The organism is Bradyrhizobium sp. MI1.10, assembly GCF_055811035.1.
This window is the reverse complement of sequence record NZ_JBVVPN010000032.1, coordinates 1-14,448: the sequence shown is the minus strand read 5'-3', so window position 1 is coordinate 14,448 and position 14,448 is coordinate 1. Positions and strand designations below refer to the sequence as shown.

Below are 14,448 nucleotides of genomic sequence, written 5' to 3'. Positions count from 1 at the left end.
CCCATGCACGACGTTCGATATTCCTATCTGCTCGAGCAATTCTCCGACCCAGCACCGATCCTGGCCGAGATCGGCCGACTGGTGGCGACGGGTGACTTCACTCTGGGCAAGCCGGTCGCGGAATTCGAACGGCGCTTTGCCGAACTGATCGGCGTGCGTCACGCCATCGGCGTCGGATCGGGCACCGATGCGCTCAAGCTGCCGCTCAAGGCGCTCGGCATCGGCCATGGGGACGAGGTCATCACGGCCGCCAACACCTTCATCGCCACCGTCGGCGCCATCGCCGAGACCGGCGCGACCCCGGTGCTGGTCGACTGCGACGACTCCTTCTGCATGAACGTCGACTACGTCGAAGCCGCGATCACGGAGAAAACCAAGGCGATCATGCCGGTTCAATTGACCGGCGAGGTCACCGACATGGGCAGGCTGATGGCGATCGCCCAGCGTCACAACATCCCCGTGGTCGAGGATTCCTGCCAGGGCATCCTGTCGGAATTCGCGGGAAAGCGGTCCGGCACCCACGGTATCGCGGCCGGCTTCTCCCTGCATCCGCTGAAGAACCTCAACGTCTGGGGCGATGCCGGCGTCGTCGTCACCAACGACGACGGGATGAACGAGCGGCTTCGCCTGATCCGCAACCACGGCATGAAGAATCGCGACGAAATCGCGATTCTCGGCTGCAATTCGCGGCTCGATTCCCTCCAGGCGGTCGTCGGCAACTGGCTGATCGGCCAGACCAGCGAGATCACGCGCCGTCGAATCGAGAACGCGGCCTATTACGATGCAGGCCTCGCGTGCCTGCCCGGCCTGCGCATTCCGCCGCGCCGGCCTAACGTGAAGCACGTCTACCATCTCTACATGGTGTTCGCCGAGCGCCGCGACGAGCTCTACAAACACTGCCTGGACAACGGCATCGAAGCGAAGATCCACTATCCCATCCCGCTGTATCAGCAGGAAGGCCTCAAACACCTCGGCTACGCGCCAGGCACCTTCCCGGTCTCCGACCGCCATGCCCGGGAAGTCATCAGCTTCCCCGTCGACCAGCATCTGACACGGGCGCAGCAGGACCGCGTCATCGAGATCGTTCGGGCGTTCTGCCATGGACGCTGACACCGGCCGCCGGCGCATCGGTTACGTCAATCTTCCCGCCCAATTCGAGGAAGAGCGCGTTGAGATCATGCAGGCGGTCGAGGGCGTATTCCGGCGCGGCGATTTCATCGGCGGCGCGGCCATTGCCAAGTTCGAAGAGGAGCTCACCACTTATATCGGCTCGCCGCATGTGGTGACGCTGAATTCCGGCACCGATGCGCTGATCCTGTCCTTGAGGGCGCTCAACATTGGTCCCGGGGACGAGGTGATTACCCCACCCAATTCGTTCGTGGCATCGACCGCGGCCATCATTGCCGTCGGCGCCAAGCCCGTGTTTGCGGACGTGCTGCCGGACCAGAATATCGATCCCGCCGCAGTTGAGGCCGCCGTCACCTCGCGCACCAAAGCGATCATGCCGGTGCACCTGACCGGACGCATGGCGGACATGAACCCGCTGATGGCGATCGCGGCCAAGCACGCTCTCGCCGTGATCGAGGACAGCGCGCAGGCCGTCGGCTCGACCTATGACGGGCGGATGAGCGGGACCATCGGAACGTTCGGCTGCTTCTCCGCCCACCCGCTGAAGAACCTCAATGCCGCGGGCGACGCCGGCTTCGTCGTCACCGCCGACGCCGAGCTTGCCGCGAGAATTCGCCGCCTGCGCAATCATGGCCTGATCAATCGCAGTGACGTCCAGGAATGGGGCATCGTGTCACGCCTCGACACGGTCCAGGCCGAGGTGCTCCGGATTCGCTTGCGTCACCTGCCCTCTGTCATCGAACGCCGGCGCCGCAACGCCGCGCAATACCGCGCCGAGCTCGCCGGCCTTCCCCTGTTCATCCCGCTTTGTCGCAACATCGAGTTCAACACCTTCCACACCTTCGTCGTGCAGACGGACCGTCGCGATAGCTTCCAAAAATATCTTGCCGACAAAGGTATCGAGACCGCGATCCACTATCCGGTACCGATCCACCTCCAGGAGGCGGCTGCGCATCTTGGCCACGGTCGCGGCGCGTTCCCGGCGACCGAGCGGCAGGCAGATCAGATCCTCACGCTCCCCATCAACCAGTTCCTCTCGACCTCGGACATCAGCTATATTTGCGCGACCGCCCGGGAGTACTTTGCATGACGGACACGGCTTTCCTCGAGGCCGATGAGCAGGCATTGGCGCAACGTTTCATCGATGACGGCTTCGTCACCACGCCGGCCGACGATCGCGCCGGGCTCGACCGGATCCAGCGGCGCGCCGCCGAGCTCGCGGCGGACTTTTTGAAGCTGCCACACGGCAACGACCCCTACGCGATGCTCGACACCATCCACACGCGGGTGAGCGTCGATGATCTCAACGGCCTGCGGCTGCACGTCTTCAACGGCCTCAATGCAGAACCCTGGTTCCGGCCGACCTATTTCCGTCTGGCGCGCTCGACGATCGAGACCATCGTCGGCAACGAACTCTGCATGCAGCGCCGCGTCAATCTCAGCATCCAGCTGCCCGGAGACGATTCGTCGCTCCTCGCCACCCATTCCGACGTCTGGTCGGGCGACTCGCCGTTCGAGGTCGTGGTGTGGGTACCGCTGGTCGACGTCCACCGCACCAAATCGATGTATCTGCTGCCGCCATCCCTGAACGGCGACATGCAGGACCGGATGGCCAGCCTGCGCAGCGCCGAGGAACTCTACCAGACCATCAAGCCGCACGCGACCTTCATCGAGATTCCCTACGGTCACGTGATGCTGTTCAACCAGACCCTGATGCACGGCAATCGCGTCAACGAGGAAGCCGGCTCGCGTTGGAGCATGAACTGCCGCTTCAAGAGCATCATGTCGCCCTATGCGGACAAGCGATTCGGCGAATTCTTCGAACCGATCCTGCTACGTCCGGCGACCCGCGTCGGCATGCAATACAAGCTCCCGGGAGGCTTCCATGGCTGAGCGAGCCGGCCATCGCGGCTATATCGGCGCCCGGCCGCTGAACGGCAGCCGCACCCCGCAGCACGTCCAGAACATCGTGATCCGCGACTACGCGCGGCGGAAGAACCTGCATTATCTGCTCAGCGCCGCCGAGCACACTATGCCCGGCAGCTACATGGTGCTCGAGGACATCCTGGACGAGTTGCCTCGATTGCGCGGCTTGATTCTCTACAGCATCTTCATGCTGCCGCCCGACGAGGCAAGGCGGCGGAAGATCTATGACCGCGTGCTGAGCGAGGGCTGCGACCTGCACGCGGCCGTCGAGGAGATCACGCTGTCCTCGCGCGACAACATTCAGGCCGTCGAGGACATCCTGCTCGTCAACAAATTCGCGACCATCCTGTGACGATGCCGCGGACCGGTTGAAAACAATGACCGAGATCAACCTGCTCCAGCCAATGCACGCATCGACCAAGCGGCACTACGTTCAGCGGGTCGTCGAGCACGACAAGGCGGAATCTGCCACTGTCGCGCGGCAATGGGGACGCGACTACTGGGACGGCGACCGCCGCTATGGCTATGGCGGTTATAGCTACGACGGACGGTGGCGGCCGCTCGCCCAGACCCTGATCGACCGCTACGGCATCAAGCCCGGGATGAGCGTGCTCGATGTCGGCTGCGGCAAGGGCTATTTGCTCTACGAATTCACCCAACTCGTCCCTGGCCTCACCATCGCCGGCATCGACATCTCCGACTATGGCATCGCCAATGCCAAGGAAGAGGTGCGACCGCAATTGAAGGTCGGCAGCGCCGTCGAGCTCCCCTACCCCGACCACAGCTTCGATCTCGTGGTGTCGCTCGGCGTGCTCCACAATCTTCCGCTCGAGGACGTCTTCCGCGCCGTGTCGGAGATCGAGCGCGTTGGACGCGGCACCTCGAAATATCTGATGGTGGAATCGTTCCGCGACGAGCGCGAGAAGGCGAACCTGCTCTACTGGCAGCTCACCTGCCTGAGTTTCCATGGTCCGAAAACCTGGGCCTGGATCTACGACAAATGCGGCTACCGGGGCGACCATGGGTTCATCTTCTTCGAATGAAGCAACGGGCCTGCGCCGGCCGGCCTCGCTGCGAGCGCAAAATCTTGAAGTGTATTATTCGGACGACGCCATCGTCACGGCGGACGACGCCACGATCGCGGAACTGAAGCGCATCGCCGCAGGCAATCCGCGTCTGCGCAGCCGGCTGTGCATGCATCCCGATCCCTCGTCCGGCCTGCACGAGATGCTGATCGTGCATCATCGCGAGGCCTATGTGCGGCCTCACAAGCATTTTGGCAAACCTGAGTCGTTTCATTTGATCGAGGGTACCGCGCAGGTCGTGATCTTCGAGGACGACGGCCACATTCGCGACGTGCTAGAGATGGCGCCGTACGGTCGGGGCGCGCTCTGCTACTACCGGATGCCCGAGCAGGTGCTTCACTCGATCCTGATCACCTCGGAGTGGCTGGTGTTTCACGAAACCACCGCCGGTCCGTTCGATCCCTCCCGCACGGCGTTTCCCGACTGGGCTCCGGATGGCGGCGATGCCGCGGAAGTGCAGGACTATGTCACTAGGACCGGTGCGCTCGCCGCGAAGCATCTGGCCCATCGCCATACTTCACGAGCCATTCCAGCAGAGGTTGCTACCGATGACTAATCATTGCCGCCTCTGCCATTCGACCAATTTGCGCCCGGTCATCGACCTCGGACAGATGCCGATTGCGCATCGGCTTCGGCACAGCCGCGACGAACAGGACGAACGGTATCCGTTCGAGGTGTTCGCCTGCGGCGAGTGCGGCCTGCCCCAGATCGTGAAGCCGATCGATCCCGACATTCTGTATCGGCAGTTCAACTACAATTTCAGCAGCTGGAAGCCGGAGCCGCACCAGGTCGACGAACTCGACACCATCGCCAAATTCTCGAGCCACCAATCCGTGTTCGAGATCGGATGCAACGACGGCCTGTTCATGGACAGGCTTCGCGAACGCGGCGCGAAGGTTTTGGTGGGCGTCGAGCCCAACCCGGTGTCCGGCAAGATCGCCCGCGAGCGTGGCGTCAAGGTCTATGCCGACATGATCAGCCCGGCGCTGTCTCACGACGCGGTTGCCGAGGCCGGCAAGTTCGACCTCGTCGTGTCGCGCCAGGTGCTGGAGCACATCGTCGATTTCGAGAACTTTTTCGACTGCGTGAAAATCGCGCTACGCGACGACGGGCTGCTGTTCATCGATGTGCCTGATTTCGCGCCCGGCTCGACGGCGGGCGACCTCTCCGTCCTGTGGGAGGAGCACGTCAGCTATTTCACCGAGCCGACGCTGCTGTCGCTGCTGGCGCGCCACGGCTTCGAGGCGGTGTCGGTGAAGAAGTACAATTTCAGCGGCGGCAGCCTCGCGATTGCAGCGCGACGCGCGACGCGCGACGTGACGACGCCGGCCGCGCCGTCCGGCGTCGGCGAGAAATTCGGTCGGCGCGCCAGGGAGTACGGCGCGCGTCTTCGCCCGATCCTCGCCAAGGCCCGCGCCGACGGCGCCGAGATTGCCATCTACGGCGCCGGCTGCCGCGCCTGCACCTTCACCAATGCCCATGAATTTGCGGATCTTGTCGACCTCTCGGTCGACGACCAGAAGGAGCGCCAGGGCTTGTTCCTGCCCGGCACCGGCATTCCGATCCGCCCGCCGGAGGACCTCGCCGGCAAGTCGGAGCCGCTCGTCTGTCTTCTGGCCGTGAACCAGGAGAACGAAGACAAGGTCGGCAGCCGGCTGCGTGAAAACGTGAAGCGTCCGCTCCACATCGTTTCGATCTTCGCGCCCTCCGACATCTGGAGCGAGCTCGATCGTCTCGAGGCGGCCGCAGGGTCGCGGCATGGCTGAGGACAAGCTCTTCAACTATTACGAACGTCAGGACGTCCTACCGACGTTCGGGAATTTCAAATCCGCCGCCGAACTCGAAGCCTATGCCGGCCTGCGGCGCGAGTTGTTTTCGGACAAGCTGGTGCTGCCGCCGCGGTTGTTCCGCGACGCCGACATGCTCGAATTCGGCCCTGATTCCGGCGAGAACGCGCTCGTGTTTGCGAGCTGGGGCGCGAACATGACGCTCGCCGAGCCGAACCGGCATGCGCACGCAAAAATCCAGGCTTACTTCGCGCATTTCAGCCAAGCCCAACGTCTCCGCGAACTCGTGTCGTTCGACGTCGAAGGATTTCGTAGCGATCGTCGTTTCGACATTATCGATGCCGAAGGATTCATCTACACGGTGCAGCCGACTGAAAATTGGCTCGGCATCTTTCACCGGCTGCTCAATCCGGACGGTTACGCCGTCGTTTCCTACTACGAGCGCTACGGCGGCTTCTTCGAGCTCGCGCTCAAGGCGATTCATGCGGCCGGCAAGGCACTGACGGGCCGTCCCGGGCTCGAGACGGCGAAGCTGCTGTTCGACGCGAAATGGAACAGCATTCCGCACACGCGCAGCTTCGAATCCTGGCTGATGGACGTGCTCGAGAACCCTTTCGTCCGGCACCGCTACTTCCTCGACGCGGGGGCCTTGTGCACGGCGGCGCACGAGCAGGGGTTCGATATCTGTTCGGGGTGGCCCGTCTATCGCGACAGCCTGGACGTCTACTGGCACAAGAAGGTCCTCTCCGACGACGAGAAGCTGCGCCGCGCGACGCGCCACCTCGGTCGCAGCCGTCTGAGCTTTCTCGGCGGACGGAAGCTCTATCTGGCCGGCAAGACCGAAGCGGTCGAGGCGATCTCGGCTTCGATCGAGACACTGGTTCTCGATGTCGATGCGATGATCGACGATCCCTTCGGCGCCAGCCTGCCCCGTGTGATCGCGAACCTCGCGTCACTGCGCGAGACGATACCGGCGACGGACATTCTTGCCGACGATGCGTCCGACATCGACGCCATCATCGCGACCCTCGACAGCTTCCATCGCATCTTTGACGCGATCGGGCGACGGGATGCGTCCACAGTCACCGCCCTCACCCAGTCAGACCGGGCGTTCATCAACACCTGGGGACAGCCGGCGCATTTCCTCGTTCTCCGGAAACGCTTCGAGGGTCCTAGCAAGTGAGGCCGGGCATTGGCATCATCGGAACGGGCATGGTCGGCCAGATGTGCCACCTCGCCAATTTCGCCGCGAACCCCGCCTGCCGCGTTGTCGCGATCGCGGATCTCCGGCCTGATCTCGCCGCCGCAGCGGCGCAGAAATTCGACATCGCGCGGGTCTACGGCACGCACCGGGAATTGCTGGCGGATAGCGAGGTGTCGGCCGTCGTCGTCGTTACGAAGCGTCGCGCCACCGGCCCGATCGTGCTGGATGCGTTGAACAGCGGCCGCCATGTGCTGTCGGAAAAGCCGATGGCCTACACCGCGGCTCAGGCCGTTGCGCTGGCCGAGGCGGCGCGGCGGCACAACCTCGTCTACAGCATCGGCTACATGAAGCGTCACGACGCCGGCGTGGCGCGCGCGCTGGCCGAGTTGGCGCGCCTGCGAACGGATCAGTCGCTTGGACGCATTGTCGGCGCGCGAGGCTGGTGCTTCGGCGGCAGCACTGGCCGGTCGCAGGACAATTTCGTCATGACCGGCGAAGTGCGGCCGGACGGGCTCGAGCTCTGGCAGGACGGCCCAGACTGGATGCCGGGCGTGATGCTACCCGGCTACGACAATTTTTTGAATGTGTTCAGCCATATCATCAACCTCGCGCGTTACATGCTCGGATCGTCACCGACAGTCGCGGAAAGCACCATCGAGAGCTCGGGCGCGGCGACCGTGACGCTCGACTTCGACGGCGTCGCCTGCGCGCTGCAACTCGCGAACGGATCCGAAGGCGTCTGGCGCGAGGGGCTGAGCATCGCGTTCGAGCGGGGCGCGCTGACCATCGAATTGCCCCCGCCTTTTGCCGAGCAGGAGGCGGAGGTCATCCTCGATCAGCAAGGACAACGCACGCAATTGCGGCGCGACACGAGCTGGGCGTTTCGGCGTCAAGCCGATGCATTCGTCGCCGATATCGTGGAACGGAGGACGCCGCTGGCTTCCGGCGCAGAGTCTGTGGCCGATATCGCCCTTGCGGAGGCGATCTGGAAACGGCAGGTCATCGCCTAGGGCTCACGCCATCTAGCAATATCCAGCCGATCGCTGATCGCCACATCCTAGCTAAGCGTTTGATTTCGCTGGCAGGAGTGGCAGGGCTCGAACCTGCGACCCCCGGTTTTGGAGTACGGGCGGCATCGTATCATCCGGTGCCGCCAAATTCGTTTGCGTAATGAAATCAAGCGGCTCTCCTCGCCCCCTGATCCACCCTATCCGTTCAGTTCTGTCCTGTACTTTCGCCTTTGGGTCCGGGATTGGGTCCAGCAGCGGCCAGCCTCGGCGCGATAGTTCGCTGCCATCTCGAGCCTGCCGGCTCCTCCGGCATGGTCGCGTCGGCCGCCAGCTCAATGCAAAGCCGCTCGAATGCCCGTAGCTTGTCGATGATGCGCTGATCTCGCCCCATGCGGCGGCTCAGGATCCCACGGGTGGTCGCCGTCAAGTCTAGGAGTCCGCCCATGGCCCGGGCCACACAGACAGTGTCGGCCAATGCAGTACATTGCGCTGCTTTTTTCGTTCGAATAAGTTGCGGCAATGAATCCGCGGGCCGGGAATTTCGATCTGATGCGGCTCGTCGCCGCTTCCCTTGTGTTTTGGTCGCACCAGTATCAAATTACAGGGTTCCCTGAGCCCGCCGTGCCGTGGGTTGGCTCGCTGGGTGGATTTGCAGTCTTCGCCTTCTTTGCGATTAGCGGTTATTTGAATTCTCTAAGCATGGTCCGATCGCGTTCGTCGGCGCAATTCCTCGTCAGTCGCGCGTTTCGAATTTTTCCTGCTCTGATCGTTTGCGTCTCTTTGTGCGTCCTGATGGGTGCTGTCGTCACAACCCTCCCGTTAAGCGATTACTTTGCTCCGCCAGGTTTGGGATTCAATGGTCGAAACACGCCATTTTGTTCTTATGGCGGGACTCGATTCTCTTCTTCGGGTTGGATTACAAGCTTCCGGGAGTTTTCGAGTCGAGCCTAGGCACAACTGAGGTGCTAACACCGCTCTGGACGCTTCCCCAGGAGGCAAAGCTCTATGTCTGTTTGGCCATCGTTGCATTAGTTTGCCGGTTCGATGCCCGCGCCATTGGAGGCGCCGTTTTTGTTGTCCTTGGCGGCTTTGCAATCTCCGGCATTTGGAGCGAGCTATTGCCGATCTGGCTCGGCGAGCGGGGCCTGACATGCGCAATTCTTTTCGCCGGTGGGGTCGGCGTTGCTCTGTTAGAACGTTGCCTAACGAAGACGATTGCAGTTGCCTGCTTTACGTCGATCGCGGTGTTGCTCCTGTGGTGTGGCCATAAAGAAACCCTTGCACTCGTGGCGATCGCACCGGTCTGTGTCGTACTAAACACTATCCCGCTGCCCCGGTGGACTGCGCCCAAGCTCGATATCTCGTATGGCGTCTATCTCTATGCTCTTCCAATACAACACCTAACGTCAGACCTGCCTTTAAGCTTCTGGAGCAAGGGCCCTTTTCGCTTTCATGGTCACGCTCCTGATGGGTACACTTTCGGCGCTATTGATCGAGCAGCCTATGCTTCGAGTGCGAAAGCGGATCCGTCCATTGTCTTGGCAAGGCAGTTTATGGCCCGCATCGCCGAGCATGGTGCCCGATCTAAAACACGTCAAAGATTAGCGCGACGCATCTTTCCTTCTTCTTGATTTAATCGTGGAAGCTTTCACACGCGCAGCATCTAGATCGGCCTTTATCTGCGGCATTGCCGCACCAGCGGGTTCTCTACTTGGCGGCGGCTCGTTGAGGTCTCGCGCCCATGGTGCCCCAGCGCGAATAGCTGACGGCGAGTTGGAATCAGTTGAATGCGCGCAAGCTGAGATGAGGAGACCGCAGAGGGTCAACGAACCTGCCCACATAAGGACATGGATGCGCATTGACTCATCCAACCGATTGCCGAAGAATCGATCCTCACATTATAGCACTAGTTCGCCCTGGGAGAGAGGCCCGCCAGCGAACCGGCGGGCCGTACGGCTTACTGCGGAGGCTTCTTCGTCGCGGTTGGCGGTTTCGCTGTGCCGCTCTTCGGGGTACCATAATTCGCTGTGGTACGAGAGCCATAGCCCCCAGGCTTACCATCCATTTTGTTAGCCGATGCCGGCGATGTCATGAACCCGGCGGCGATCACGGCGCCTCCGAATGCAAGAATTACGAACAGGGCAAAAGCTCTCATAATCGACATTTGCTGCTCCCAATATACGTTGTTCAAAATTCGCCACGCGAAATGCGCGTAGCTCGAGCAACGTATTCCAGAGCAAATGGATCGGCGAGTCTTTCCTGTAGGCATCCGAACGAACCGGCCGCCTCCAACGAGAGACAAGGGCGTTGCCCCGGCACAGGTAGCAAGTGAGTGCGGCGCTAACTCATTCCGAACAGAAAAACCCGCCGGCTCCGGTAGCCGACGGGTTCTCAATGCCCATGCGTACCGCGGTACTCGTCACCAATCCGCGATGGTACATCGTAAAGCGGTACCCATTGACGTCAGGTTAGCGAGACTCGGCTTCAGCTGATCCGCCGCTTCGCGGCCAGCGCTGTTGTCGCCGAGCAGATGGAGGCGCAACTCGCGCTGGGCCACCCCATCGACGTGGCCACCCACTCGACGCTCACGTCGACGATGGTCCGGGTCGCCCAGCGGATCGGCATCAACCGCAGGGCGCGGGAGGTCCTGCCTTCGCTGGAGAGCTATCTCAAAGGCAAGTTGGATGAGGACGAGGAGGACGAGACATGATCTCGATCCTCGACGCGGCCTGTGACAGGCACCTCTTCGCCCCTTGGTTCAAGAACCGCGAACACTGGGCCGCGTGGTTCGCCTTTCTTGCTGCCCTGTTCGCAATCGAAATGACGGAGGAGCAAGCTTCGGTGTATCGAGCCTGCACGGGCCGCGAGGCGCTGCCTACTACAGCCGCGACCGAGGCTTGGCTGGCCGTCGGAAGAAGGGGCGGTAAGTCGTTCGTCTTGGCAATGCTGGCGGTATTCATCGCCTGCTTCCGCGACTGCCGACAATTCCTGGCGCCCGGCGAGCGCGGCACGATTATGGTGATCGCCCGCGACCGGCAGCAGGCCCGTATCATTCTCAGATACATCCGGGCACTGCTGCGCGTTCCGCTCCTTGCCCAAATGATCGAGCGCGAGACGGCCGAGGCATTCGACCTCGACAACCAGATCACCATCGAGGTTCACGTCGCCTCATTCCGGAGTACCCGCGGCTATAGCATCGTTGCCGCACTCTGCGACGAGATTGCCTTCTGGCCGACCGACGACGCGGCGGAGCCCGACTTCGAGATCATCAATGCTCTGCGGCCCGGCATGGCGCAGTTCCCGAATTCGCTGCTGCTCTGCGCCTCCAGCCCCTACGCGCGGCGTGGCGCGCTGTGGGACGCTCACCGCAGGCACTTCGGCCGCGATGCCGATCCGGTCCTGGTCTGGCAGGCACCGACGAGGGTAATGAACCCGACGATCCCGCAGGCATTGATTGACCAGGCTTACGAACGCGATCCCGCCTCCGCGAGCGCCGAGTTCGGTGCGGAGTTCAGGTCCGACGTCGAGTCCTTCATCAACCTCGAAGCCGTGCAGGCGTGCATCAGCAGAGGCACGTTCGAGCGCCAGCCGAGAACAGGCTTGCGCTACCTCGCCTTCACTGACCCGAGTGGCGGGTCGTCCGACAGCTTTACGCTTGCCATCGCTCATCGAGAGAACGACAGCCTGATTCTGGACTGTATTCGCGAGATCAAGCCGCCGTTCTCACCCGAAGCCGCGATTGCGGAGTTCGCCTCTACCTGCAGGTCCTACCGAATCTCAGGGATCGTGGGCGACAGGTACGCGGGCGAGTTTCCCAGAGAGCAATTTCGCAAGCACGGCATCAGTTATGACGTCTCAAACAAGTCGAAGAGCGACCTGTATCTCGACTTGCTGCCGCTCCTGAATAGCCGCCGGGCTGAGTTACTCGACAACCCGCGACTCGCCGCCCAGCTCATCGCCCTGGAGCGCCGCACTGCCAGGAGCGGTCGGGAATCAATCGACCATCCCCCGGGGGCTCACGACGACCTCGCGAACGCTGTCGCCGGCGTTCTCGCCTCCAACCTCGCCGTCCGCTCGGGGCTTCGCATGTTCACCTATCCAGTAGTGGGTAGCAGGCCCGGCTGCGAGATCGATCCTAAAACTATGCGCCCGATTGAGCGAGAGCGAATTCGGTGGCTGAAGGTGAACTAATCGCAACACTACGAAGTCCTAAATTGAGAAGGAGACCGCAATGAGGCGCTTGACCCAGAACGAGATAGCCATACGGATCGTGCCGACCCATCTGCGCTGGCCTGAAGCGTCCACGAGCGTCGTCTGGAGGCTGCTGCATGAGTGCGTACAGCAGCTTCACGACTTCGCCCGAACCTTTGATAGCGACTGTACTGAGATCGAGGGAAGCAGACAGCTCGCCCGTGATGAGATCATGCGACGCCGCGCCGAGGTCGGCCACCGGGCGATGAAGCAGCTGGCTGTGTTCAGGCCGTTCGATAGTGCCAGCGTGGCAGCCACCAGGGAAATCGAGCGGCTGCACAGACGCGAGGAGCTGACGCCGCAAGAGTCAGAGGCGAAGCAGAAGTTGATCAAGGCGCTGGACGAACTACGAGGTGGACTCGCCGCGATGGAGCGACTTCTGCTGGAGAGGAGTAAGATACGGCAGAGGTCTGCCTATTGCCTGCACTATTGAAGTGGTCAGTGACCCAAGCATATTGTCCGCTGGCTGATTGCCTCAGCGTCGTGCCTGCGCGTTCCGCGGCGGGACCTTCGAACGCTCCTGTGCCAGATCCAAAGAAAAAACCTCGCGCAAAGCCAGGGCTGGACAAGCACTGCCCGAGGCAAATTCCGCGCTGATGGGGCGCCTCTGCGGCGAGCAGTTTTGGATTCGGATCAGGTTATAGGCGATCAGATTAAGCAGGAAGTCGGCGGCGACGCGAGCGATGCCCCAATGTTTGTTCTTGCGCATGGTGCCATGCTGCTTGCCCCATCCGAAAATGCACTCGACCATCGCCCCGGGCGATTGCGACATGCCGAATCCCGGATGCCGCGTGGTTCGTTCGTCGATCGCTTGATGGCCTGGTTCTGTGTCACATGAGGCGTCACGCCGAGGGCGCGAAGATTGGCGACATGATCGGTGGTATCGTACGCCTTGTCCTCACCAGCCGTGATGCGACGACCTGCGGGCTTTGGGTCTCGCCTTCAGCATGACCTCCGCAGCCCGGCGTTCGGCGGTGCCATTGGCATGCGTGACCCTGCCGGGCACCGCCAGCAGATCGACGGAAGAAGATAGCGTTTACTTGCTGAGTTTTTCCCATTCGTCGCGGATCTCTTTACTACCATGCCGCGCCAGATCAATTGCTTCTGTCTCGCCGGGAGCACCCATCAGCTTTACGGCGCCTGATTTTGGTTCCGGTCCTGCTGAGCCTCCCTTCACGCAGCGCTGCGGGGTGAAGTACTGGTGACAAAACAGCACCATAGGCCGCTCCACCGAGGGTTTAGGTCCCCCTCTCTCTTCTTCGCTTACCGTAGACTCGACAAAGGCCAGCTCACCCCCCCCAGCTGCCGCAGCTCGTCAAATGTAGATGCAAGAATGCGACGCATTGTCGAGGTTAGATCATTCGACTGATCGGCCAAAACCTTCGGCAGATCAGCCTTGAACTTGCCGGCGCCCTGGTGAATAGCGATCCCATATTCCAGGCAAAAAGCGCGCATCTGATTGATGAGGCACGTCCGTTGCGACATCATCCGATCGCGAACACGATGCAGCGCTTGCAGGTCAATGTGCTCAGGCGACCTTAGCTCGACGAAGCGCATCGTTGGTCTCGTCACGGCTTCGGATCGCCGCGGCATCGATGATGTCATTTTTGTTGGACTTCACATATGGCTTCACGAATTGAGCTGGGATAATGCGAACGGTGTGCCCCATGGCGGCGATCTTGCGGGCCAACCATTGCGAGCCGGAGCAGGCCTCCATCCCCACCAAAGCCGGTCCTGCACGTTCGAAGAACTGCAAGAGCGTATCGCGCCGAAAGGTCGCCTTCTGGATCGGCATTCCGGCGGCGTCGAGCCCAACGACGTGGAAAAGGTTCTTGCCAATGTCGATCCCAAACACCGTTGCCGGCCTGGGCTTGTTCCGTGTCCTCATTGCTTCCTCCTTTCAAAAGCCCCGCCGCCAAGCGCGCTGCGGTCGCGCATCTGCAGGCCGTCATGAGCCTGTCGGAGCGGCGGGCCTGTTCAATTGTCGGAGCGGATCGGAAGATGATCCGCTATCGCTCCAGCCGTCCTCCGGACGCGACTCTCCGTGGCCGGCTGCG

Annotated in this window: 15 protein-coding genes and 3 pseudogenes; 15 read left to right on the top strand and 3 right to left on the bottom strand. The window is 61.9% G+C overall.

Going from position 1 to position 14,448, the window contains the following annotated elements:
• Positions 1–3: 3 nt before the first annotated feature.
• The 14 genes from AC0L3K_RS28315 (at position 4) to AC0L3K_RS28250 (ending at position 12,824) form a co-directional block, all read left to right on the top strand.
• A complete protein-coding gene (locus tag AC0L3K_RS28315; RefSeq protein ID WP_007602951.1) occupies positions 4–1,110 on the top strand; it encodes a DegT/DnrJ/EryC1/StrS family aminotransferase in 1,107 nt (368 codons plus the stop codon).
• The gene (locus tag AC0L3K_RS28310) at positions 1,100–2,218 is read left to right on the top strand and encodes a DegT/DnrJ/EryC1/StrS family aminotransferase (protein WP_219684102.1); all 1,119 of its coding nucleotides are present in this window, start codon (positions 1,100–1,102) and stop codon (positions 2,216–2,218) included. Before AC0L3K_RS28315 ends, AC0L3K_RS28310 begins: the two co-directional genes overlap by 11 nt.
• A complete protein-coding gene (locus AC0L3K_RS28305) occupies positions 2,215–3,021 on the top strand; it encodes a sporadic carbohydrate cluster 2OG-Fe(II) oxygenase (RefSeq protein ID WP_007602949.1) in 807 nt (268 codons plus the stop codon). Before AC0L3K_RS28310 ends, AC0L3K_RS28305 begins: the two co-directional genes overlap by 4 nt.
• Positions 3,014–3,406 (top strand): LIC12192 family sporadic carbohydrate cluster protein, encoded by a 393-nt coding sequence (locus AC0L3K_RS28300; protein ID WP_007602948.1) that lies wholly within the window; start codon positions 3,014–3,016, stop codon positions 3,404–3,406. The genes AC0L3K_RS28305 and AC0L3K_RS28300 overlap by 8 nt, the downstream gene beginning before the upstream one ends.
• 25 nt (positions 3,407–3,431) lie before the next feature.
• Positions 3,432–4,097 (top strand): class I SAM-dependent methyltransferase, encoded by a 666-nt coding sequence (locus AC0L3K_RS28295; RefSeq protein ID WP_007602947.1) that lies wholly within the window; start codon positions 3,432–3,434, stop codon positions 4,095–4,097.
• Positions 4,075–4,695, top strand: coding sequence for a WbuC family cupin fold metalloprotein (locus tag AC0L3K_RS28290; protein WP_007602946.1), 621 nt, complete (start codon positions 4,075–4,077; stop codon positions 4,693–4,695). Before AC0L3K_RS28295 ends, AC0L3K_RS28290 begins: the two co-directional genes overlap by 23 nt.
• Positions 4,688–5,905, top strand: a complete 1,218-nt coding sequence (locus AC0L3K_RS28285) for a class I SAM-dependent methyltransferase (protein ID WP_219684103.1) — start codon at positions 4,688–4,690, stop codon at positions 5,903–5,905. Before AC0L3K_RS28290 ends, AC0L3K_RS28285 begins: the two co-directional genes overlap by 8 nt.
• Positions 5,898–7,109: a class I SAM-dependent methyltransferase gene (locus AC0L3K_RS28280; RefSeq protein WP_007602944.1), complete on the top strand. Its 1,212-nt coding sequence runs from the start codon at positions 5,898–5,900 to the stop codon at positions 7,107–7,109. The genes AC0L3K_RS28285 and AC0L3K_RS28280 overlap by 8 nt, the downstream gene beginning before the upstream one ends.
• Positions 7,106–8,140 (top strand): Gfo/Idh/MocA family protein, encoded by a 1,035-nt coding sequence (locus AC0L3K_RS28275; protein ID WP_219684105.1) that lies wholly within the window; start codon positions 7,106–7,108, stop codon positions 8,138–8,140. The genes AC0L3K_RS28280 and AC0L3K_RS28275 overlap by 4 nt, the downstream gene beginning before the upstream one ends.
• Before the next feature lie 519 nt (positions 8,141–8,659).
• A complete protein-coding gene (locus tag AC0L3K_RS28270; protein WP_473367306.1) occupies positions 8,660–9,091 on the top strand; it encodes an acyltransferase family protein in 432 nt (143 codons plus the stop codon).
• A gap of 11 nt (positions 9,092–9,102) precedes the next feature.
• Positions 9,103–9,771 carry a hypothetical protein gene (locus AC0L3K_RS28265; protein WP_246649279.1) on the top strand — a complete coding sequence of 223 codons (669 nt, stop codon included), beginning with the start codon at positions 9,103–9,105 and terminating at the stop codon, positions 9,769–9,771.
• 899 nt (positions 9,772–10,670) lie between these two features.
• A complete protein-coding gene (locus tag AC0L3K_RS28260) occupies positions 10,671–10,850 on the top strand; it encodes a hypothetical protein (RefSeq protein ID WP_219684107.1) in 180 nt (59 codons plus the stop codon).
• A complete protein-coding gene (locus AC0L3K_RS28255; RefSeq protein WP_246649281.1) occupies positions 10,847–12,331 on the top strand; it encodes a phage terminase family protein in 1,485 nt (494 codons plus the stop codon). The genes AC0L3K_RS28260 and AC0L3K_RS28255 overlap by 4 nt, the downstream gene beginning before the upstream one ends.
• A gap of 40 nt (positions 12,332–12,371) precedes the next feature.
• Positions 12,372–12,824, top strand: coding sequence for a hypothetical protein (locus AC0L3K_RS28250; RefSeq protein WP_354129020.1), 453 nt, complete (start codon positions 12,372–12,374; stop codon positions 12,822–12,824).
• A gap of 42 nt (positions 12,825–12,866) precedes the next feature.
• Here AC0L3K_RS28250 and AC0L3K_RS28245 read toward each other — a convergent pair.
• The 3 genes and pseudogenes from AC0L3K_RS28245 to AC0L3K_RS28235 all read right to left on the bottom strand — a co-directional run.
• Positions 12,867–13,259, bottom strand: a pseudogene (locus tag AC0L3K_RS28245) (hypothetical protein); the annotation flags it as partial.
• 168 nt (positions 13,260–13,427) lie between these two features.
• Complete coding sequence (locus AC0L3K_RS28240; protein WP_219684110.1) at positions 13,428–13,610, bottom strand: hypothetical protein; 183 nt, start codon at positions 13,608–13,610, stop codon at positions 13,428–13,430.
• An 80-nt stretch (positions 13,611–13,690) separates the two neighbouring features.
• A pseudogene (locus AC0L3K_RS28235) lies at positions 13,691–14,279 on the bottom strand (IS110 family RNA-guided transposase); the annotation flags it as partial.
• A 20-nt stretch (positions 14,280–14,299) separates the two neighbouring features.
• On the opposite strand from AC0L3K_RS28235, the pseudogene AC0L3K_RS28230 reads away from it, so the two are divergent.
• Positions 14,300–14,448, top strand: a pseudogene (locus AC0L3K_RS28230) (IS3 family transposase); the annotation flags it as partial.

What these genes read in the sequence shown, in the direction of transcription:
- AC0L3K_RS28250 (WP_354129020.1), top strand. Translation starts at nt 12,372, where the DNA reads ATGAGGCGCTTGACCCAGAACGAGATAGCCATACGGATCGTGCCGACC.
- AC0L3K_RS28255 (WP_246649281.1), top strand. Translation starts at nt 10,847, where the DNA reads ATGATCTCGATCCTCGACGCGGCCTGTGACAGGCACCTCTTCGCCCCT.
- AC0L3K_RS28310 (WP_219684102.1), top strand. Translation starts at nt 1,100, where the DNA reads ATGGACGCTGACACCGGCCGCCGGCGCATCGGTTACGTCAATCTTCCC.
- AC0L3K_RS28285 (WP_219684103.1), top strand. Translation starts at nt 4,688, where the DNA reads ATGACTAATCATTGCCGCCTCTGCCATTCGACCAATTTGCGCCCGGTC.
- AC0L3K_RS28240 (WP_219684110.1), bottom strand. Translation starts at nt 13,610, where the DNA reads ATGGTGCTGTTTTGTCACCAGTACTTCACCCCGCAGCGCTGCGTGAAG.
- AC0L3K_RS28260 (WP_219684107.1), top strand. Translation starts at nt 10,671, where the DNA reads ATGGAGGCGCAACTCGCGCTGGGCCACCCCATCGACGTGGCCACCCAC.
- AC0L3K_RS28315 (WP_007602951.1), top strand. Translation starts at nt 4, where the DNA reads ATGCACGACGTTCGATATTCCTATCTGCTCGAGCAATTCTCCGACCCA.
- AC0L3K_RS28295 (WP_007602947.1), top strand. Translation starts at nt 3,432, where the DNA reads ATGACCGAGATCAACCTGCTCCAGCCAATGCACGCATCGACCAAGCGG.
- AC0L3K_RS28305 (WP_007602949.1), top strand. Translation starts at nt 2,215, where the DNA reads ATGACGGACACGGCTTTCCTCGAGGCCGATGAGCAGGCATTGGCGCAA.
- AC0L3K_RS28290 (WP_007602946.1), top strand. Translation starts at nt 4,075, where the DNA reads ATGGGTTCATCTTCTTCGAATGAAGCAACGGGCCTGCGCCGGCCGGCC.
- AC0L3K_RS28280 (WP_007602944.1), top strand. Translation starts at nt 5,898, where the DNA reads ATGGCTGAGGACAAGCTCTTCAACTATTACGAACGTCAGGACGTCCTA.
- AC0L3K_RS28300 (WP_007602948.1), top strand. Translation starts at nt 3,014, where the DNA reads ATGGCTGAGCGAGCCGGCCATCGCGGCTATATCGGCGCCCGGCCGCTG.
- AC0L3K_RS28270 (WP_473367306.1), top strand. Translation starts at nt 8,660, where the DNA reads ATGAATCCGCGGGCCGGGAATTTCGATCTGATGCGGCTCGTCGCCGCT.